Source organism: Streptomyces sp. R28 (assembly GCF_041052385.1).
Taxonomy (GTDB): Bacteria; Actinomycetota; Actinomycetes; order Streptomycetales; family Streptomycetaceae; genus Streptomyces.
In genome coordinates this window covers 10,381,791-10,400,150 of record NZ_CP163439.1, presented here as the reverse complement: position 1 = coordinate 10,400,150, position 18,360 = coordinate 10,381,791, and the positions used below count along the sequence as shown (strand labels likewise).

Sequence of the window (18,360 nt, the reverse complement as noted above, 5' to 3'; positions counted from 1 at the left end):
CGCGTCACTCTCGGCACACGCGAAGGGCCGCCCGGCGCGATCCGGGCGGCCCTTGCCGTGGGTCGGTGACCTAGGGGAGCTGCTTCAGGCCGTTGAGGTGGTTGAGGTGGCCCAGGTGCTGGGAGACCCGCGGGACCCGCTGCCTGTGCTCCTCGGGGATGCCGGTCTGGGCGAGCGAGTCGAGCGTGGCGATCGGGTTCAGCGAGCCGGCCTTGGGGGCGCCCACGTCGGCCGCGTTCGCCATCGGCACGGTGAGTCCGGTGATTCCGGCAGCCAGACCAACGGCGGCGACGATACGTCGTGTTGAGATCATGCTTTCTGCAACGCGGCGGGCCGTCGCCGGACACGGCCGCCCGGCGCCACTCACTCGTCAGGCGCACCGCTGCGGCTGCGCTTGCCGAGTCCGCCGGGGCGGAGGAGCCTCGGAAGGAGAGGCTTTCGCGGTCCGTACCTCGCCCCTGCCGCGGGCCTCGAAGGAGGTCACCATGGGCACAGCCACGAGCCCCTCGTTCGACACCGAAACACTGCGCCGGGGTATAGAGGGACGGACCCCTCAGACGCTTCTGTCGCTGTACACGGACGACGCGGAGCTGCGCGTCGTGAACCGCAACGCCCAGCCCAGCCACCCCAAGGTGCTGCATGGCCGAGGCGAGATCGCCGACATGCTGAGCGACGTCTACAGCCGCGACATGACGCACAAGCTGGAGGGATGCGTGATCCAGGGTGACCACGCGGCCTACAGCGAGTCCTGTGAGTACGCGGACGGGGTGCGCGTCCTGTCCGAGTCGATGATCACGCTGCGCGACGGCAAGATCTCCCGGCAGATCCTGATCGAGGCGTGGGACGAGTAGCAGACGGACGAGCAGGAAGGGACTGCCGACTGTTGCAGGTCCAGGTCGGCTCGTGGCTGACCTGGACCTTCCCGGCCCGTCCTTGTCAGCTGTCAGCTGTCAGGGCGTGCGGAGCGTAGTGACGAGTTCGCGCGGCAGGCCGTGCGTGTCATGGAGATAGTGGTAGTCCTCTTCGCTCAACGGGCCGTTGAACTCCGGTCGGCCCAGCACCCGGCGCCCGCGCTCCAGGAGCCTGCCGAACCGCCGTTCCTCGTCCACCAGCACCTCGCGCACCGGCCCGGTTCCGAGGGGTTGCCGGAAGTGGTCCAGCGTGTGCCCGAGGAGTTCGTCGGGCAGGCCGGAGAGTGTGCGTGAGGGATCGGAGCGCCACAGTGTCGTGAGGACGCGGCGGACCAGGCGGCGCAGGACGTAGCCGCGTCCGGTGTTTGACGGCCGTACGCCGTCGCCGATGACGACGATGGCGGAGCGCAGGTGGTCGCAGACCAGCCGGGTCGAGGTCTCGTCCAGGTTCCACAGCGGCGGCAGGAGCCTCCTCCAGGGTTCGAACAGGTCGCTGTCGTAGACGGAGTTGTGGCCCTGCAGGACCGTGACGAGTCGTTCCAGTCCCATACCCGTGTCGATACTGGGCCGTTGGAGGGGCTGGAGGCTGCCGTCGTCGTGGCGGCGGTAGCGCATGCTGACGTGGTTCCAGACCTCGACCCACCGCAGGTCGGTGGTGGGGGTGTCCTGTGGTGGGGTCCCGGGGTCGCCGGTCCATACGAAGATCTCCGAGTCGGGACCGCACAGGCCGACGGGGTCGTGGGACCACCAGTTCTCGTCCCTGGTCGGCTCCACGGGAAGGCCCAACTCCCGCCAGGTGACCAGCGATTCGGTGTCGGGGCCGACCTCGTCGTCGCCGCCGAAGACGGTGACGTACATGCGCCCGGGCGGGATGCCGAAGCCGTCGCGCAGCAGCTCGTAGCCCCAACGCAGGCTCTGCTCATGGCCGTAGTCGCCCAGCGACCAGGAGCCGAGCATCTCGAACACCGTCAGATGGGTGCGGTCGGCGACCTCGTCGAGGTCGGTGGTGCGCAGACAGCGCTGGAGGCTGATCAGGCGCCGGCCCTGTGGGTGGGGGCGGCCTTCGAGGTAGGGCGTGAGCGGGTGCATGCCCGAGGTGGTGAACAGCACGGGGTCGGCGGGCGAGGGCAGGAGTGTGCCACCGGTGACGATCTCGTGTCCGCGCTCGCGGAAGTAGTCGGTGAAGGTGCGGACGATCTGGTCGGTGTTCATGGGGGTTCCTTCGGTCGGGGGGACCGGAAAGAGCCGCGGAACAGAGTGCGACCAGGGAAGGAGGAGGCACACACCGGCGGGCCGTTTCCGGCCGCCGGGAGGGATGGGGATCAGGCGTCGGCAGCCGTGGAGCGGGGCGCTCGCGCGGCTGCGGTGTCGGTGTGCCTGATGACCTTCATGGGAGCGACGGTAACAGTCGGCATCGGAGCCGTCGCGGGGTTTTCCTCCCGCGCCGACCGGGCGGTGGACGGGGCCGCCGGTCCGCACTCGTGCGGCGGCGCTTGAGCGGGGCACGGCCGGGATACCCGGGGGAGCATGACTCGGCTTCTCAAATCCAGGCACAAAGATCACCGGGCGCGACGCAGTCCCCCTACGCCACCGGCCACCGACCGGCCAGAGCAGGGCGCAGCCGGGGCGGAGACCTCGCAGGAGCACTTCGGGCCCGACCCGCAGGTGGAGCAGCGGGCGCCCGACACGCCGTCCGAGCTGCCGCGACGATCGTGGCGGGCGGTGCTGAAGGGCACCCTGCGGGAGTTCAAGGACGACGAGCTCACCGACCGCGCGGCGGCCCTGACCTACTACAGCGTGCTCTCGCTCTTCCCGGCCATGCTGGTGCTGGTGTCCCTGCTCGGGCTGGTCGGCAGGTCGGCCACCGACAAGGTCCTGGACAACATCAACCAGCTCGCCCCCGGCTCGGCCCGGGACATCCTCACGCGTGCGGTCGAGCAGTTGCAGGGCAACGGCGGTCTCGGCTCCGTCATGGCCGTCGTCGGTCTCGTCCTGGCGGTGTGGTCGGCCTCCGGCTATGTCGCGGCCTTCATCCGCACCGCCAACGCGGTCTACGACATGCCCGAGGGGCGCCCGGTGTGGAAGGTCCTCCCGATCCGGCTCGCGGTGACCGTCGTGCTCATGGTGCTGGCCGTGATCAGCGCGCTGATCGTCGTCTTCACCGGCGCGCTGGCCCGCCAGGTCGGCTCCACGCTGGGCATCGGGGACACGGCCCTGACGGTCTGGGCCATCGCCAAGTGGCCCGTCCTGGCCGTCCTGGTGACCACCATGATCGCGATCCTGTACTGGGCGACCCCGAACGCCAAGGTGCGCGGCTTCAGGTGGATCACGCCGGGCAGCTTCCTCGCCCTGCTGATCTGGCTGATCGCCTCCGTGGGCTTCGCGTTCTACGTCGCCAACTTCGCCTCGTACAACAGGACCTACGGCACCATGGCGGGCGTGATCGTCTTCCTGATCTGGCTGTGGGTCGGCAACCTGGCCATTCTGCTCGGCCTGGAGTTCGACGCGGAGGCCGTACGACAGCGCGCGATCGCCGGCGGTCACCCACCCGACGAGGAGCCGTACACGCCGCCGCGCGACACCCGCGCGTGGGACGAACAGGACCGTCCACGCCTGCGCGGTCCCTGACGGCACAGCGCCGGGCGGGCCGCCGTTCCCGTACGGCGGACCTGTCCGCGGCCGGGTCAGCGCATCCAGGCGCTGTACGACATCACGTCGCCGGCCTTGACGCCGTACTCCGGTTCGGCCTTCGTGAAGGTGGTCTCCAGCCCGAGCACGGCACCGGTGACCGAGTCCATGATCAGCATGCGCCGGGCGCCGGACCCGTCGTACACGTACGCCTGTCCGCGCCGACCGAGCCGGTCCGTCACCTGCCCGACGGGCCTGAGCCCCTCGGTGTCCGCAAGCAGCCGTGCGAGCGTCGCCGACTCGCGGGCGCCGAGGGTCCAGGTGCCGAGCAGCGAGGCGACGGCGTCGAGGAGCTCGCCGGTGTTCAGCGCGGTCTTGCTGTACCCGGCCTCCTGCAGGTAGGCGCGCAGGCGTGCGACGTCGGTCGGAGGTGGCGACTGCGGCGGGGCGTCGCTCCAGCTGGGCGGGTAGGTCTGCCTGCTGAGGACATGGCCGTCCTCGACGAGTTCCCCTTCGCCGCCGAGGACCGGCCGGCCCGGGTGGCGCGGGTCGGTCGCCACGACGATCTCCGTGTGGCTGTCGTCGGCGTTCCAGCGCACGATGCGCTCCTCGGGAAGCGTGATCGGCGGCTTGTCGTCGCTCATGCCCATGCTCCACGACTGCACGTGCGTGCCCCTGCGGAGCTTCGGCGCACCGTCGGCCGCGGCCGCCTGTGCCCGCTCAGCCAGGGTTTTGAGGGATACGGGGGTGGAGTCGGCCTGCACGAGCAGCGGGCGGGGTGCGGCGACCGCCGGAGCGGTGGTCTGGCCGGTGAAGAGCAGAGCCGACACGAGCGCGGCGACGACGGCCGCGGCCGCCAGGCCCCAGACCAGCCGCGGGCGGCGGGAGGGCCGCTCCCGCATCAGCCGGTCGAGCTGGCGCTCGGCGTGGTGGTCGAGGGGGCCGTCGCCAAAGTGGGGACCGTCGACCGGTACCGGGTTGGCTCGGCGCAGAAGTTCGAGTTCGTCAGCCATGGCTTCGTTCCTTGGACGCGGTCGGCGGACACATACGGTCGATCTCGGCTCTCAGCCGGCGCCGGGCCCGGTGCAGGCGCATGGCCGCGGCCCGGCTGCCGCAGCCGAGGGCCACGGCGACCTCCTCGACGCCCAGTTCCTCCCACGCCGTCAGCCGCAGCACCTCCTGGTCGGCCGGGGACAGCCGGTTCAGCGCCTCGTGCACCCAGGCGCCCGGCGCCTCCGAGTCGGGGCTGTCCACGATGTGCCGGCCGTGCGCGGTCTCGTCGTTGCCGAGCCGGTCGACCAGTCGCCGGCGTCGCCCGTAGCCGCGTACCGCGTTCGCCAGGCAGTTGCGTGCCACGCCGTACAGCCAGGGCAGCGGCGTGGCCGGGAGGTCGTCCCGGCGCCGCCAGGCGACGGTGAACACCTCCGCCACCACTTCCTCGACCTCACTCGTGCGCCCGTCCAGTCGCCGCGCGACGTAGCGGCTGACCGCCCAGTAGTGCTCGCGATAGGCAGCGGCGAAGATCTCGTCGTTGCTCATGTTCCGTTCGTGTCCGGCACCCGCCGGATCGTCACACCCGTTTCCGTGATTCTTGTCGCGTCCCTCGAGTGTGACGTGCGGGGTGGGGCGCGGACACAGGCGGGGCGTGAAGAGGATCAGAAACATCAGGAGCGCCAAAGCCGTCCAGTGGCTGACCACCACGGATCACAAGACGATCGGAACGCTCTATTTGGTCACGTCGTTCGCGTTCTTCTGCATCGGTGGCGTGATGGCACTGTTCATGCGTGCCGAGCTGGCCCGTCCGGGCCTGCAGATCATGTCGAACGAGCAGTTCAACCAGGCGTTCACGATGCACGGCACGATCATGCTGCTGATGTTCGCGACGCCGCTGTTCGCCGGCTTCGCGAACTGGATCATGCCGCTGCAGATCGGCGCGCCCGACGTGGCGTTCCCGCGGCTGAACATGTTCGCCTACTGGCTGTACCTGTTCGGCTCGCTCATCGCGGTCGGTGGCTTCCTCACCCCGCAGGGTGCGGCCGACTTCGGCTGGTTCGCCTACGCTCCGCTCTCCGATGCCGTCCGCAGCCCCGGTGTGGGCGCCGACATGTGGATCATGGGTCTGGCGCTCTCCGGCTTCGGCACCATTCTCGGCTCGGTCAACTTCATCACCACGATCATCTGTTTGCGCGCCCCGGGCATGACCATGTTCCGCATGCCGATCTTCACGTGGAACGTGCTGTTGACCGGCGTGCTGGTGCTGCTGGCCTTCCCCGTGCTGGCCGCGGCGCTGTTCGCGCTGGAGGCGGACCGAAAGTTCGGCGCGCAGGTCTTCGACGCGGCCAACGGCGGTGCGTTGCTGTGGCAGCACCTCTTCTGGTTCTTCGGCCATCCAGAGGTGTACATCATCGCCCTGCCGTTCTTCGGCATCATCTCCGAGGTCATCCCGGTCTTCTCCCGCAAGCCGATGTTCGGCTACATGGGTCTGATCGCGGCGACCATCGCGATCGCGGGTCTGTCGGTGACGGTGTGGGCGCACCACATGTACGTCACCGGCGGTGTGCTGCTGCCGTTCTTCTCCTTCATGACATTCCTCATCGCCGTCCCCACGGGTGTGAAGTTCTTCAACTGGATCGGCACCATGTGGAACGGGTCGCTGAGTTTCGAAACACCCATGCTCTGGGCCACGGGATTCCTGGTCACCTTCGTCTTCGGCGGTCTGACCGGCGTCATGCTGGCCTCACCGCCGCTGGACTTCCCGACGTCCGACACCTATTTCGTGGTGGCGCACTTCCACTACGTCATCTTCGGCACGGTGGTGTTCGCGATGTTCGCCGGCTTCCACTTCTGGTGGCCGAAGTTCACGGGCAGGATGCTCGACGAGCGCCTCGGCAAGATGACCTTCTGGACGCTGTTCATCGGCTTCCACGGCACGTTCCTGGTCCAGCACTGGCTGGGCGTGAACGGAATGCAGCGCCGGATTCCCGACTATCTGGCAGTGGAAGGGCTCACGATGCTCAACACTGTGTCGACCGTCTTCTCGTTCGTGCTCGGCGCGTCGCTGCTGCCGTTCTTCTACAACGTCTGGAAGACCGCGAAGTACGGCGAGAAGGTCGAGGCCGACGATCCATGGGGCTACGGCCGCTCGCTGGAATGGGCGACTTCCTGCCCTCCGCCGCGCCACAACTTCCTGGCGCTGCCACAGATCCGTTCCGAATCCCCGGCGTTCGACCTGCGGCACGCTCGCACGCCGGAGAAGGAGTTGACGGCTCTGTGAGCATCACGGAGAAGTTCCTGACCGACATCGAGGGGCATCTGCTGCTCGCCGCGACCCGCGAGGAAGGCCGTACGGCCGCCGCGCGATTCAGTGCGCCGCTGCAGTGGCTGACGGAGGGGCAGCGCGGGGAGGTGGAGCGGCGGTTCGAGGCGGAGTACCTCGTACTCGCCCGCGCCTCCTGGCAGCACACGGCGGCGCGTGCCGGAAGGCTGCGGGACGAGTACGAGGCGAGATACCGCGACCTGCGGCGCCGTCTGCTGGCCGGCTGGCTGCTGACGTGCGCCTTGGTTTTCGGTGTCCTTCTCGTGTGCCTCGTCTAGGGCTGCGCTAGCTCACCGTCCATTTCTGGTTGCTCTGGCCGTTGCAGGACCACAGCACCAGCTTCGTGCCGTTGGCCGTGGCCGCGCCGTACGCGTCCAGGCAGAGCCCGGCGTTGACGTTGGTGAGGGTGCCGTCGCTGTTGAGGTTCCACTGCTGGTTGTTCTGGCCGTTGCAGTCCCAGATGACGACCCGGGTGCCGTTGGTGGTGCCGCGGTTGTAGGCGTCGAGGCACTTGTTGCCGTAGACCACCAGCTCCTTGCGGGTGCTGTTGTACTGCCAGACCTGGTTCTGGCCGCCGGTGCAGTCCCACAGCTGGGCGTCGGTTCCATTGGCGATGGTGTTGTCGTTGATGTCGGCGCAGCGGCCGGACTGGGTACCGGTGACGAGGGTGCCGTTGCTTCCCGGGAGCGGCCGTACGACGATGCCGTCGAGGGGCGGGGCGCCGGAGAAGGAGATGGTGTTGGTGCTGCCCTTGACGAGGGAGACGTCGACGGAGATGTTGCCGGCGCTCGAGCCGGTCGGCGGGAAGGAGACCTTGGTGGGGGTCTGGCCGTTGACGGTGAGGGTGGCGGTCCGGGCGGTGGACGTGTTGTTGGTGTAGGAGACGTCGACGGTCTTCAGACCGGCGCTTCCCGCGACCACCGACGAGAAGCTCGACGTGCCGTTGTACGTGCTCGCCGACTGCTCGGTGCCCCCGGTGACCGTGAGCATCACGGAACTGTTCGCCGGAACGCCGGTGGTGTAACTCGTGCCGGTCGTGGCGACGTTCTGGCGGGCCCACAGGTCACGGACGGTCGCGGAGGCGTTCGTCAGGCCCAGGTCGGACCAGCGGACGGTCATGTTCTGCGTGGTCGACGTGCGGTTGAGGAGGACGACGGCACGGTTGCCGGTGCCGGCGAGGACCTTGCCGTACACCTGGAGACCGGTGGTGTCCTCGGCGACCTTCACGCCCTGGAGGCCGCGCGGGTCCTGGTCGACGGCGATGACCTCGGGGTTGGTGAGGATGTTCGTCGACTCGGTGGTGAGGGTGGTGAGGTCGAGACCGGCGAGCAGCGGGGCGCCGGAGATCGCCCACAGGTTCATGTGGGAGCGGCTCTGGGCGGCGGTCAGGCCGTTCATCCCGACGACCATCATGTCGGGGTCGTTGTAGTAGCCGGTGTGCTGGGCCGTGGGGTGGATGTTGCGGTCGAAGGCGGTCAGGACGTTGCTGTACGACGGTGTGCCGCCGTGGAAGAAGATGTCGGTGTTCGTCCGCCACATCGGGCCCATGCCCGGGGCCCAGTTCCAGGGGTTGGAGTAGCCCCAGTTGCACAGGGAGAGGGCGAGCGGGCGGCCGGTCGTCGCGGTCGCCTTCGTCACGGCGTCGCTGATCGCCTGGTAGGTCGTCTTCGGGTCGAGGCCCTCGGCGTCACCGCCGCACCAGTCGACCTTCACGAAGTCGAAGCCCCACCGGGAGAAGGCCTGCATGTCCTGCTCGTAGTGGCCCTCGCTGCCGGAGCCGGGCGCGGCGGGGCGGCCGGTCGGGAAGTAGTAGCCGCAGCCGTCCTTGCCGGCGTCGGTGTAGATCCCGGCCTTCAGGCCCTTGCTGTGGATGTAGTCGGCGATGGCCTTCATGCCGCCCGGCCACTCGGCCTCGTCGACGGTGATGTTGCCGGCACTGTCGCGGGTGCCCTGCCACCAACCCTCGTCGATGTTGATGTACTCGTACCCGGCCGCGGGCAGACCCGCCGCCACGAACGCGTCGACCTGCCGCTTGATGACGTTGTAGTCGACTTTCGCCGCGAAGGCGTTCCAGGACGCCCAGCCCATCGGGGCTTCAGGCACCGGTATCTGACGGGCTGTCACGGCCTGGGCCGGGGTGGCCCCGGCGAACAGGAACGCGGCCGTGGCGACGAGCGCCAGCACGAGGGCGCGTGTGACGGCGGATCTGCAGCGGTGCGCGAGACGGGGTCGAGGCGGGGGGTACATGCGGCTCCTTAGACGGGAGGATCACCCGGTCCGTTCGGCATATCGAACAATATTCGGATAACCGAACATGGTGCCGCTGAAAGTAGAGCCAGGAGAGAGGGAAGTCAACGGATGGGACGGACCTGAAGCCCCCCTCGCCCACGGGCCATTCGCACTCGGCACGGGAGCCGCCATACTGGCCGACGTGCGCGTAGCGATCATGACGGCGGGCTCCCGGGGCGACGTGGCCCCCTACACCGGACTCGGGTATGCCCTGTCCCGGGCCGGACACGAGGTCACCCTGGTCACGCACGGTTGCTTCGAGCCACTGGTTGCCGGGTCGGGCGTACGCTTCCATCCGATGCCGCTGGATCCACGGGCGGAACTGGAGTCCGCGCGCGGCCGGAATCTGCACCGGAGCGCGACCGGCGTCGGCAAGCTGGTGCGCGTGGTGGGGATGGCACGGACCCTGGCCGGCCGGATGACGGACGACATGCTGGCCGCCGCCCGGTCCAGTGACCTGCTGCTCCTGGCGGGCTCCACCGCACCGCTCGGGCAGGCCATCGCCGAGGGCCTGTCGCTGCCGAGCATCGTCCTCCCCCTGCAACCGCTCGCCCCCACCCGCGAGTTCGGTCCGCCGATGCTCGGGGGCCGCTCCTGGGGAGCCGTCGGGAACCGGATCGCCGGGCACGGCGTGCAGCTGGCCATCGAGCGGGTCTTCTCGGCAGCCGTGCCGGACCTGCGGGCGCGCCTGGGGCTGCCTCGCAGCAAGGCGCGCGGCACGCGCGGGGGCCGTGTACTGCACGGCTTCAGCTCCCTGGTGGTACCCCGGCCGCGCGACTGGCGGCCGGACCTGGAGGTGACGGGTTACTGGTGGCCGTACGACGGTGAGGCCCAACTCCCGCCCGAGCTGCGGGAGTTCCTGGGGGCGGGTCCGCCGCCGGTCTTCGTGGGCCTGGGCAGCGCGACCGTGCCGGATCCGGCGCGGCTGAGCGCCGAGGTCGTGGACGCCCTGCGCCGGGCCGGGTTGCGCGGGGTGATCCAGCGGGGCTGGGGTGGCCTCGAGGCCGCGGGGGACGACGTACTGACCATCGGTGAGGTGCCGCATTCCGCGCTGTTCCCGCGGATGGCCGCCGTGGTCCACCACTGCGGGGCGGGCACGACCGCCGCCGGGCTGCGCGCCGGGGTGCCGGCCGTTGCGGTGCCGATCCAGTTCGACGAGGGCTTCTGGGCCGGTCGCCTGGTCCGAGCCGGCGTGGCACCGGGCGTCGTACCGCTGCGCGGGCTGACCGCCGGCACGCTGGCCTCCGCCCTGGTGCGGGCCGTTCGGGAGCCGGCGTTCAGGGAGCGGGCCCAGGACCTGGGTGCCCGGATCCGCGCGGAGGACGGGGTGGCCCCGGTAGTGGGCGCGGTGAACCGGGCCGCCGGATAGGACCTGCTCGACGGAGCACGCGAGCCGAGGACGGGTGTCGCCTCGCCGCCCGCCGCGTCCGGCCCGTCTCCGGCCGTGTCGGCGGTTCAGCCGGTGAGACCGGCCCGCCTCAGCAGCTTCAGCCAGTCGTCGTACTCCACCAGCTCCTCGTCGACCAGCGCGAGCCGTGCGTACTCCGCAGTGGCCAGCCGGTCCAGGAAGAACGCTTCCACTCCCTGCGCCAGCCGCTCGAAGTACTCCGCATCGGCCCACTCCCGGTGTTCGTCCGGGATGCCGAGGACGCTGCCGTCCGCGCGGTCGAGGAAGACCGGCGTCTCATGGATCATCCCGATGCAGAACAGCTTCTCCGGGGACAGCGGCAGCGGGGAGTTGACCACCGGCCCGCAGTAGAACTGGTGCTCCTCGGCCTCCGCCAGGCCGAAGAGCTGCACGGACGGCCCACAGCTCGCGCCGTCCAGCACACGGCAGAAGTCCAGGAACTCCCGCGGCACCCCGTCGGCCTCCGCGTCGGACGCTCTCTCCTCGTCGATCGCCCCGCCGAGCAGGAACGAGAACAGGTCGGGGCTCTCCGCCAGGGCCGACCGCAGGGCGTCCACCACCCCGTGCAGACGGGAACCCGGGTTCGCGCGGCTCATCCGGTCACCGGCTCCCACCCGGGCGGCCGCAGTATCGCCACCAGTTGCCGCACCAGTTCGTCCACCACCTCGTCCAGCGTCGCGTCCACCCATCCGGCGCTCCAGTCGTGCAGCAGCCCGTTGACGCTGCCGATGAACGCGGTCGCGGCGAGGTGGTAGTCGCGGGGCACCGCCTCGCCACGGGTGACGGCGGACGCTGCCTCGACACAGACGAGTTCGACCCAGCGGGCGCGCCGGGCGAGGCGCTGTTCCTCCAGGCGGGGGCTGACGCCGATGATCTCGACGAAAGTGATGCGGATGCGGCGCGGGTCGGAGGTGACGTTCGCGGCGTACGCGCGGAAGATCTCGGTGGCGCGTTCGGCGAGGGGCAGGTTCTCCGCGCCGGTCACCGCCGCCAGGACAGCCTCCTCCGCCCACGCGTTGACCTGGAGGTGGAGGGCGGCCAGGACGTCCTCGAGCGTGCGGAACTCCTCGTAGAACTGACGCGTCGACAGGCCCGCGGCCTCGCTCAGCGCCGCGACCGTCGTGCCCCGGTAACCGGGGCTGTCGCCGAACAGCCGGAGCGCGGCGTCGAGGAAGCGGCGCCGCCGCTCGGCCTGTCGCTCCTCGGCCGACTTGCCGCCGTAGCGGCCGGTGGGCGCCTTGAGCCTGCCCGTCACGCTGTCCTCCCACCGCCTCGCCGACCCGACGGCCAATTTTGTCGTGTCCGCAGTCTTGTGGAGAAGGGCACCCCCTCCTTACTTTTCAGTAAGTTGATTCTGAAAGCAGCTGTGTTCAGATTCCCCGTGCTTCGGAGTCACCGTCCCGCTCTTGCCATGCCCCACTCCTGACGCCCCACCTCAGAGGAAGAGAGCAGTCATGCCTGCCATCGGACCCAGGCACCTGTGCTCCGTAGCCGCCGCCCTCGCCCTGACCGTCACCGCCCCCGCGACCGCCGCCACGGCCGCCGCAGACTCCTCCGCAGCCGCCCTGCGTGAGGTGCTGTTCGTCGGCAACAACTGGGACGGCACCGCCGATGTCATCAAGTCCTCCGGCGACTTCGCGAAGGTCGGCCGTATCGATGTCGTCCCCGACAAGGACGAGCGGATGGCGGAGATCAGCGCCGATCCGATCAAGTGGATCTACTTCATGGCGATCCGCAACAGCGTCGGCGAGGGCCACGACCAGTTCGTCGACGACATGTACTCCACGCCGGACGGCACGTCGATGGTCGTCTCCCGGCCGAGCTTCGCCGACGTGGTCTCCATCGACCTGGCCACCGGTGACCTCAACTGGCGCTTTCCCGTGTCCGGTTACCGCGCCGACCACATGGCGGTCTCCCCCGACGGCAAACGGGTCGCGGTGTCGGCCTCGACCTCCAACACCGTGCACGTGCTGGACATCAACTCCGGGAAGGAGTTGGGCAAGTTCGCCACCGGCGACAAGCCGCACGAGAACATCTTCACCCGGGACGGCAAGTACATCTACAACATGGCGATCGGCGACGTGAACACACAGACCGACGCCCCGTGGCTGGACTGGACGAAGGGCGACCGGCGCATCACCGTCGTCGACGCGACCACGTACCAGCAGGTCAAGGTCATCGACATGCGCCCGCGCCTGGACGCGATCGGCCTCACGGACTACTCCGACGCGGTCCGGCCCGCGGTGTTCTCGCCGGACGAGTCGAAGCTGTACTTCCAGGTGTCGTTCTTCAACGGCTTCTTCGAGTACGACCTGGCCACCGACAAGATCACCCGCACGAAGACCCTGCCGAAGAACCCGGCGACCAGCGACGACCGCACCACCTTCGTCAACGACTCACGCCACCACGGACTTTCGATGAGCCCCGACGGAAGCAAACTGTGCGTCGCGGGCACGATGGACGACTACGCGACCGTGGTCAACCGCACCACCCTCCAGGAGGGCCCGCTCGTCACCGCCTCCAAGCCCTATTGGGCCACGGTCAGCGGCGACGGCAAGTCCTGCGTGGTCTCCGAGAGCGGCACCGACCAGGTCACGGCCATCGACTTCGCCACCGGCAAGAAGCAGCTGTCCGTGCCGGTCGGCGACCACCCGCAGCGGGTCCGGCTGGCCCACGTACCGGCCGACTGGACCAGCCCGTCGGTCGGCTGACCAGCCCAGCGACCAGGGCCCTTCGAGTTCGGCCCAGAGCCTTGAGCACCGCGCCCACCCCGTCCTCGGTCGCCATGTGCCACGCGGCGACCGAGGCGGCCCGGGGGTACGTCTGCTGCCGTACGGCCTGACCGAGCGCGTCGGCAAGCCGTTCGGCGGCGAGGGCCGCGAAGGGCACCGGGTCGGCGGCCCCACCGATCGCGGCCGGCCGCCCGACCCAGAACGGCTGGTCCGCCCTCACCGGCACCGGGACGGCGGGGGCGGCGGCCCGTGCCGTCGACTCCCGCTGTCCCCGGGCCAGGCCGGCGTCGCCGATGCCCTTTCGTCGGAATACAGCGTGCAGCCTGACGTCAGGGGAGGGTCGAACGGCGGTTCTGTCCGGCCTTTCAATCCGGTGGTTCTATCCGGCGGTTCGCGCGGCCCACGCGGAGAGCTCGGACCGTGCGGCGTTCAGCAGGGCGGTCGAGGGAGTGCTCGCCCCGTTCGTCACCAGCGCGTAGTGCAGGACGCCGGAGTCCGAGTCGGTGAGCAGCAGGCGTCGGCTTCCCGTGCCGCCCGGTTCCGCGGCCACGCCGATCGGGGTGGCCGCGGTGTACGACGGCGGCGCGTACGCCGCGCCCAGGTCGGAGACCACCGTGGTGGACCCGGTCGGGAACGACGCCGGAAGGTGCAGCTCGGTCGGCGCCGTGCCGCTGTTCGAGCGCCAGAGCAGCAGCCCGTACTGTCCGGACCCCACCAGCTGCGCGACGTTCGGCATTGAGCTGGGTACCGGGTTCCAGGTCAGGGTCGTGTTGCCGTCGCGTGAGCGGTCCTCGTAGGTGAAGGCGACGTTCGTGCCGGACGTGGCGCTCGGGTAGAGGCGGTCCAGCAGCCGGGCGTCCTGCCGCAGCACCGGTGTTCCCGAGTCGTCGAGGCGGACGGCGGACAGGTCCTCGTCGTTCCAGGCGTCACCGGTGGTGAGGACCTTGTCGGGGTTGGCGTTCATCAGCTCGTGGTGGCGTCCGTTGTAGATGTCCCACTGCCACTGGGAACCGGAGAGCACCGGGCCGGAGCCGACCGGGTTGGACCACCAACTCCTGCCCGGGACACGGGAGTCGAGGGATTGGTACATCGCCTTGAGCACGGTGGGTGCCTTGTCGGAGACCGACCCGGCCAGTGGGTGGCCGAACTCGCTGATGATCGCGGGCGTGTTCGTGGCCGAGGCGCGGTCGCGGACGGCGCCGAAGTCACCGGCGTACTGGCCGTCCTGCGCCTTGCCCCACATGAAGACGCCGGAGATGGCCTTCTGGTCGTAGAAGTGGGTGTTGAAGACGTACCGCGGCCCGAGCGTGCCCGCGTCCAGCAGTCCGCCCTCCTGCTTCTGGAAGTCGATGTTGGCGTTCCAGAAGAGGTTCGGCTCGGCGAAGAGCGGCTTGTCCTGCCAGCCGGCCGCGTCCATGCGGGACCGGAACTTCTCGTAGAACGGCCACAGGACGTCGCGTTCCCAGGTGCGGCTGGTCTGGCCGGAGTCGTAGGTACCGGCGTGCGGTTCGTTGTACGGGTCGAAGCCGACGACGCCCGCGAACTCGGCGGCGGAGACGTTCTGTTTGACGTACGCCATCGTCTTCTGGGCGGTGGCCAGGAAGGCGTCCTGGAGGCCGTACGCGTTGTGCCAGAAGTCGTGCGTCGCCTGCTTCACGGCCTCGTTCTGGGTGATGTTCTGCCCCCAGAAGAGGCAGATCCCGCAGGACTCGTCCGGGTAGTCCCCGGCGTCGACGGCCCACTTGGGGGCGCCGTCGCCCGTGTACCAGCTGTCGGGATCGAACAGGTGGCGGGAGTAGAGGTCCTGGTGGAAGTCGGGGTAGACGCGGATGCCCGCGTCGAGGAAGGCGCGCATCTGGGCGGTGGCGGCGGCCAGATAGGTGGTGTCCACCTGGCCGCGTACGGGTTCCGCGTAGGCCCAGGACAGCAGGAAGCGGATCGAGTTGCCGCCGCCGAGGGCGCGCAGCGCGGTCGCGGACTTCTTCGCGTCGGCGACCGAGGCGAAGGGCAGGCCCTTGTTCTCGGCCAGCTTGGTCTCGCCGGAGACGTTGTAGCCGCGCAGCACGACCTCGCGGCCGTTTCCGTCGGTGAAGCGGCCGTTCTGGACGGTGAGGGGCGTTTCGTCGAACCAGAGGGAGTCGGGAAGGGGCGCGGCGGTGGCGGGAGTGGGGCCCGCCACCGTCAGGGCTCCGAAGAGGACGACCAGGACAACGGGCAGACGCGTCCGGATATTCGGCATGCCCACTACAGTCCGTTGAGTTCAGGACACAGTCAACACCCCTGACTCTGGAGTAAGTTCCGTCTCGGCCATCACGCCGGTCTCATCCCTGCCCATCCCTACCCAGGCAGATCGAGTTCCTCGCGAGCCTGCGCCACCCATCGCAGGACACCCTCCGCCCCACCCTTCTCGGCCGACTCCACCGCTTCCCGGAGGAGTTCCGCGGCTTCCTCCCGCCGGTCCTGCTGAGCCGCGACGTAGGCGAGCCCGATCAGGTTGGCGGCCACCCCCGGCAGGAATCCGAGCTCGCGGCGCAGCCGGGTGGACTCCTCGAAGCGGTCGCGCGCCGCATCGAGTCGTCCGGCCATGTGCTCCGCGAAGCCGAGGTGCCGAAGGGCGTACGACATGGTCAGCCGGTCCTCGGCCCGGGTGGCGAGGTCGAGGGCGCGGGTGAAGGCGGGCAGGGCCGCCTCGGTGTCGTCACGGACCACCTGGTGGAAGGCGCCGACCCAGAACAGCGCCTCACCCTCGCCCCGCACGTCGCCGAGCTGCCCGTACAGCTGCGCCGCGCGCTCGAAGAGCTCCAGCTCGCGCGCGTCCTCGGCCCGCTCCTCGAGGAACCGGGCATGGACGACCTTGCCACGGGTCAGGGCGAGATCCGCCTCGACCGCGTCGAGCCCTCGCTCCGCCGGCTCCAGTGCGCTGCTGTCACCTCCGAACACCGCACGCTCGTAGATGAGTTGGGCCTGCTCTATCCGTGTGTCCGCAGTCATGCGGCGATCGTACGAAAGCCGCCCCGCTCCCTCCCAACGACTTTTCAGCCGCCGACCCTGCGCGTCAGGTTCAACAGGTACTCCTTGCGGTTCAGCGGGTTGAGGTCGGTGCGACGGCGCTCCGGGACCGTGCCGCGTGCGGCGGGGGCGTAGTGGTCGAAGGCGCTCTCCAGCTCGCCCTCGCCGCGCGTCAGCCCGGGTAGCTGCTGCTCCAACTCGTGCACGTGGGCCGCGGGCACCGCCCCCTCCAGCGAGCAGGAGGCGCCGCGTGTCTCGGTGCTCTGCGGCACCGCGCGCAGCCTGGTCAGCACCGGCAGCAGGGCGGCCAGGGTGTCGGTCGGGGCCTCGATGCAAAAACGGTGCATCGGCTCGTGCACGTGGGTGCCTGCCCGGCGCAGGGCCTCGGTCAGGACCAGCGGGGTGAGGCCACGGAAGTCGTAGCCGGTGCTGGACATGCTCTTGTCGAAGCCCTGGTGGGCGTGACTCTGCCGGGGCGAGTAGCCGGAGTGGGTCATGGTGACGGTGCAGTCGGGGATCTGCCAGCCGTGCAGGCCCTGGCCGAGGGTCTCGCGGACGGTGTCCTCGACGGCCTTGAAGAAGGCGTACGGCATGGAGCCCAGCTCCACCTCCAGCCGGAAGCCCACGCCGGACCCGACCGGGGCCGGGTCGACGCGCAGGCCGATCGTCGCGAGGAAGGGGTTGCCGTCCTTCTTGTTGAACTCGACCGCCGCGCCCGAGCCGACCGGCCGCTCGACACACAGCGGCGTCGTCTCGCGGAAGGTGACGTCGAGGCCGAACTCGTCGGCGAGCGTGGCCTGGATGACCTCCTTCTGCACCTCGCCGTAGAGGGAGACGAAGATCTCCTGCCGTACCTCGTCGTGGCGCAGGTCGATCAGCGGGTCCTGTTCGGCGAGCAGGGTGAGCGCACGGTGCAGGGCACGCCGGTCCGCTCCGTCGCCCGGGACGACGACGGTTTCGAGAGTGGGCGGCGCGAAGAAGTGCCCGTGCGTCTTGCGGGGCTCGCCGAGGGCGTCGCCGATCCTGATGTCGCCCAGGCCCCAGAGCTTGGCGATCCGGCCCGCCGCCACCAGATCGTCCCGGACGTCCGCGCCCTGGTCGAAGACGCTGATCGCGGTGATCCGGCCCTCGGCGCGCAGGTCGTCGAGGTCGCCGGCGTCACTCGTTTCGCCGGCCTCGCCGAAGCGGATCCGGTCGCGGGTGTGCAGGGTGCCGGAGAACATCCGCGCGTACGCGACCTTCTCCCCCGCCGGGCCCCGCTCCACCTTGAAGACGGTCCCCGAGACCGGTCCGTCGGGGTCGCCGCCCGCGGCGGGCAGCAACTCCCTGATCCCGCCGATCAGCGCGTCGACACCCGCGCCCGTGACGGCGGAGCCGAAGTACACCGGATGGACGAGCGCCTGCCGGGTCCGGTCGGCGAGGGCGGCGTGGAGGCGGTCGTAGGAGACCGTGTCCTCGACATAGGCGGTCAGCAGGTCGTCGTCGAGGCCGGCGAGGACGTCGAGCGCGGAGGGGCCGAGGCCGGGCAGGAAGCGCGCGTCCCGTGTGCCGAGGCCAGCGGCCGTGCCCATGGGTACGACGGCCGCCGTCAGCCGTTCCGAGACGGCCCGCAGGACGGCGTCGTACCGCGCACCGCGTCGGTCGATCTTGTTGACGAAGACGAGAGTGGGAATGCGCAGCCGTTGCAGCGTGCGCATCAGGACGCGCGTCTGCGGTTGTACGCCCTCCACGGCCGAGACGACGAGTACGGCGCCGTCGAGGACGCCGAGCACCCGCTCCACCTCGGCGATGAAGTCCGGGTGGCCGGGGGTGTCGATGAGGTTGACCGTCACGTCGTCCAGCGCGAAGGAGACGACGGCGGACTTGATGGTGATGCCGCGCCGGCGCTCCAGCGCGAGCGAATCGGTCTGGGTGTTCCCGGCGTCGACGCTGCCGATGTCGTCGATCACGCCTGCCGTGTGCAGCAGGCGTTCGGTCAGGCTGGTCTTACCGGCGTCGACATGGGCGAGGATCCCGAGGTTGAGCAAGTGCACGAAGCGTCATGTCCTTTGAAGTGGGGGTCGTTCC

The 18,360-nt window shown here is 69.7% G+C and carries 16 protein-coding genes; 6 read left to right on the top strand and 10 right to left on the bottom strand.

Going from position 1 to position 18,360, the window contains the following annotated elements:
* Positions 1-70 precede the first annotated feature (70 nt).
* On the bottom strand, positions 71-313 hold the full coding sequence (locus AB5J49_RS45390) for a hypothetical protein (RefSeq protein WP_369174712.1): 243 nt from the start codon (positions 311-313) through the stop codon (positions 71-73).
* 172 nt (positions 314-485) lie between these two features.
* On the opposite strand from AB5J49_RS45390, the gene AB5J49_RS45385 reads away from it, so the two are divergent.
* The gene (locus AB5J49_RS45385; protein WP_369174711.1) at positions 486-851 is read left to right on the top strand and encodes a nuclear transport factor 2 family protein; all 366 of its coding nucleotides are present in this window, start codon (positions 486-488) and stop codon (positions 849-851) included.
* Positions 852-950: 99 nt separating this feature from the next.
* Here the strand turns inward: AB5J49_RS45385 and AB5J49_RS45380 are convergent, their stop codons facing one another.
* Positions 951-2,123, bottom strand: a complete 1,173-nt coding sequence (locus tag AB5J49_RS45380) for an alanine--tRNA ligase-related protein (RefSeq protein WP_369174710.1) — start codon at positions 2,121-2,123, stop codon at positions 951-953.
* A 315-nt stretch (positions 2,124-2,438) separates the two neighbouring features.
* Between AB5J49_RS45380 and AB5J49_RS45375 the strand changes: the two genes are divergently transcribed.
* Entirely contained in the window at positions 2,439-3,539 is a 1,101-nt protein-coding gene (locus AB5J49_RS45375; protein ID WP_369174709.1) for a YihY/virulence factor BrkB family protein, read from the top strand.
* Positions 3,540-3,595: 56 nt separating this feature from the next.
* On the opposite strand, the gene AB5J49_RS45370 is transcribed toward AB5J49_RS45375, so the two are convergent.
* Positions 3,596-4,552 (bottom strand): CU044_5270 family protein, encoded by a 957-nt coding sequence (locus AB5J49_RS45370; protein ID WP_369174708.1) that lies wholly within the window; start codon positions 4,550-4,552, stop codon positions 3,596-3,598.
* Complete coding sequence (locus AB5J49_RS45365; protein ID WP_274236370.1) at positions 4,545-5,078, bottom strand: RNA polymerase sigma factor; 534 nt, start codon at positions 5,076-5,078, stop codon at positions 4,545-4,547. The genes AB5J49_RS45370 and AB5J49_RS45365 overlap by 8 nt, the downstream gene beginning before the upstream one ends.
* A gap of 115 nt (positions 5,079-5,193) precedes the next feature.
* Between AB5J49_RS45365 and ctaD the strand changes: the two genes are divergently transcribed.
* Both ctaD and AB5J49_RS45355 read left to right on the top strand, forming a co-directional pair.
* A complete protein-coding gene (ctaD, locus tag AB5J49_RS45360) occupies positions 5,194-6,813 on the top strand; it encodes a cytochrome c oxidase subunit I (protein ID WP_369175467.1) in 1,620 nt (539 codons plus the stop codon).
* Complete coding sequence (locus AB5J49_RS45355; RefSeq protein WP_369174707.1) at positions 6,810-7,133, top strand: hypothetical protein; 324 nt, start codon at positions 6,810-6,812, stop codon at positions 7,131-7,133. The genes ctaD and AB5J49_RS45355 overlap by 4 nt, the downstream gene beginning before the upstream one ends.
* A gap of 7 nt (positions 7,134-7,140) precedes the next feature.
* Here AB5J49_RS45355 and AB5J49_RS45350 read toward each other — a convergent pair whose 3' ends face one another.
* On the bottom strand, positions 7,141-9,102 hold the full coding sequence (locus AB5J49_RS45350; RefSeq protein ID WP_369174706.1) for a ricin-type beta-trefoil lectin domain protein: 1,962 nt from the start codon (positions 9,100-9,102) through the stop codon (positions 7,141-7,143).
* 199 nt (positions 9,103-9,301) lie between these two features.
* Between AB5J49_RS45350 and AB5J49_RS45345 the strand changes: the two genes are divergently transcribed.
* Entirely contained in the window at positions 9,302-10,513 is a 1,212-nt protein-coding gene (locus AB5J49_RS45345; protein WP_369175466.1) for a glycosyltransferase, read from the top strand.
* 86 nt (positions 10,514-10,599) lie between these two features.
* On the opposite strand, the gene AB5J49_RS45340 is transcribed toward AB5J49_RS45345, so the two are convergent.
* On the bottom strand, positions 10,600-11,148 hold the full coding sequence (locus AB5J49_RS45340; RefSeq protein ID WP_369174705.1) for a hypothetical protein: 549 nt from the start codon (positions 11,146-11,148) through the stop codon (positions 10,600-10,602).
* On the bottom strand, positions 11,145-11,807 hold the full coding sequence (locus AB5J49_RS45335) for a TetR/AcrR family transcriptional regulator (RefSeq protein ID WP_369174704.1): 663 nt from the start codon (positions 11,805-11,807) through the stop codon (positions 11,145-11,147). The genes AB5J49_RS45340 and AB5J49_RS45335 overlap by 4 nt, the downstream gene beginning before the upstream one ends.
* A gap of 199 nt (positions 11,808-12,006) precedes the next feature.
* Here AB5J49_RS45335 and AB5J49_RS45330 point away from each other — a divergent pair, with 199 nt between their 5' ends.
* Entirely contained in the window at positions 12,007-13,263 is a 1,257-nt protein-coding gene (locus AB5J49_RS45330; RefSeq protein ID WP_369174703.1) for a YncE family protein, read from the top strand.
* Between the two features lie 400 nt (positions 13,264-13,663).
* Here AB5J49_RS45330 and AB5J49_RS45325 read toward each other — a convergent pair whose 3' ends face one another.
* The 3 genes from AB5J49_RS45325 to AB5J49_RS45315 all read right to left on the bottom strand — a co-directional run bounded on the left by AB5J49_RS45325 (position 13,664) and on the right by AB5J49_RS45315 (position 18,326).
* A complete protein-coding gene (locus tag AB5J49_RS45325; protein WP_369174702.1) occupies positions 13,664-15,523 on the bottom strand; it encodes a cellulase family glycosylhydrolase in 1,860 nt (619 codons plus the stop codon).
* A gap of 98 nt (positions 15,524-15,621) precedes the next feature.
* Complete coding sequence (locus tag AB5J49_RS45320) at positions 15,622-16,275, bottom strand: tetratricopeptide repeat protein (RefSeq protein ID WP_369174701.1); 654 nt, start codon at positions 16,273-16,275, stop codon at positions 15,622-15,624.
* Between the two features lie 44 nt (positions 16,276-16,319).
* The gene (locus AB5J49_RS45315) at positions 16,320-18,326 is read right to left on the bottom strand and encodes a GTP-binding protein (RefSeq protein ID WP_369174700.1); all 2,007 of its coding nucleotides are present in this window, start codon (positions 18,324-18,326) and stop codon (positions 16,320-16,322) included.
* Positions 18,327-18,360: the final 34 nt, after the last annotated feature.

Excerpts from the sequence above, each read along its gene's own strand:
- AB5J49_RS45385 (WP_369174711.1), top strand. The coding sequence starts at position 486 with ATGGGCACAGCCACGAGCCCCTCGTTCGACACCGAAACACTGCGCCGG.
- AB5J49_RS45350 (WP_369174706.1), bottom strand. The coding sequence starts at position 9,102 with ATGTACCCCCCGCCTCGACCCCGTCTCGCGCACCGCTGCAGATCCGCC.
- AB5J49_RS45380 (WP_369174710.1), bottom strand. The coding sequence starts at position 2,123 with ATGAACACCGACCAGATCGTCCGCACCTTCACCGACTACTTCCGCGAG.
- AB5J49_RS45340 (WP_369174705.1), bottom strand. The coding sequence starts at position 11,148 with ATGAGCCGCGCGAACCCGGGTTCCCGTCTGCACGGGGTGGTGGACGCC.
- AB5J49_RS45370 (WP_369174708.1), bottom strand. The coding sequence starts at position 4,552 with ATGGCTGACGAACTCGAACTTCTGCGCCGAGCCAACCCGGTACCGGTC.
- AB5J49_RS45330 (WP_369174703.1), top strand. The coding sequence starts at position 12,007 with ATGCCTGCCATCGGACCCAGGCACCTGTGCTCCGTAGCCGCCGCCCTC.
- AB5J49_RS45345 (WP_369175466.1), top strand. The coding sequence starts at position 9,302 with ATGACGGCGGGCTCCCGGGGCGACGTGGCCCCCTACACCGGACTCGGG.
- AB5J49_RS45325 (WP_369174702.1), bottom strand. The coding sequence starts at position 15,523 with ATGCCGAATATCCGGACGCGTCTGCCCGTTGTCCTGGTCGTCCTCTTC.
- AB5J49_RS45365 (WP_274236370.1), bottom strand. The coding sequence starts at position 5,078 with ATGAGCAACGACGAGATCTTCGCCGCTGCCTATCGCGAGCACTACTGG.
- AB5J49_RS45320 (WP_369174701.1), bottom strand. The coding sequence starts at position 16,275 with ATGACTGCGGACACACGGATAGAGCAGGCCCAACTCATCTACGAGCGT.
- AB5J49_RS45375 (WP_369174709.1), top strand. The coding sequence starts at position 2,439 with ATGACTCGGCTTCTCAAATCCAGGCACAAAGATCACCGGGCGCGACGC.
- AB5J49_RS45390 (WP_369174712.1), bottom strand. The coding sequence starts at position 313 with ATGATCTCAACACGACGTATCGTCGCCGCCGTTGGTCTGGCTGCCGGA.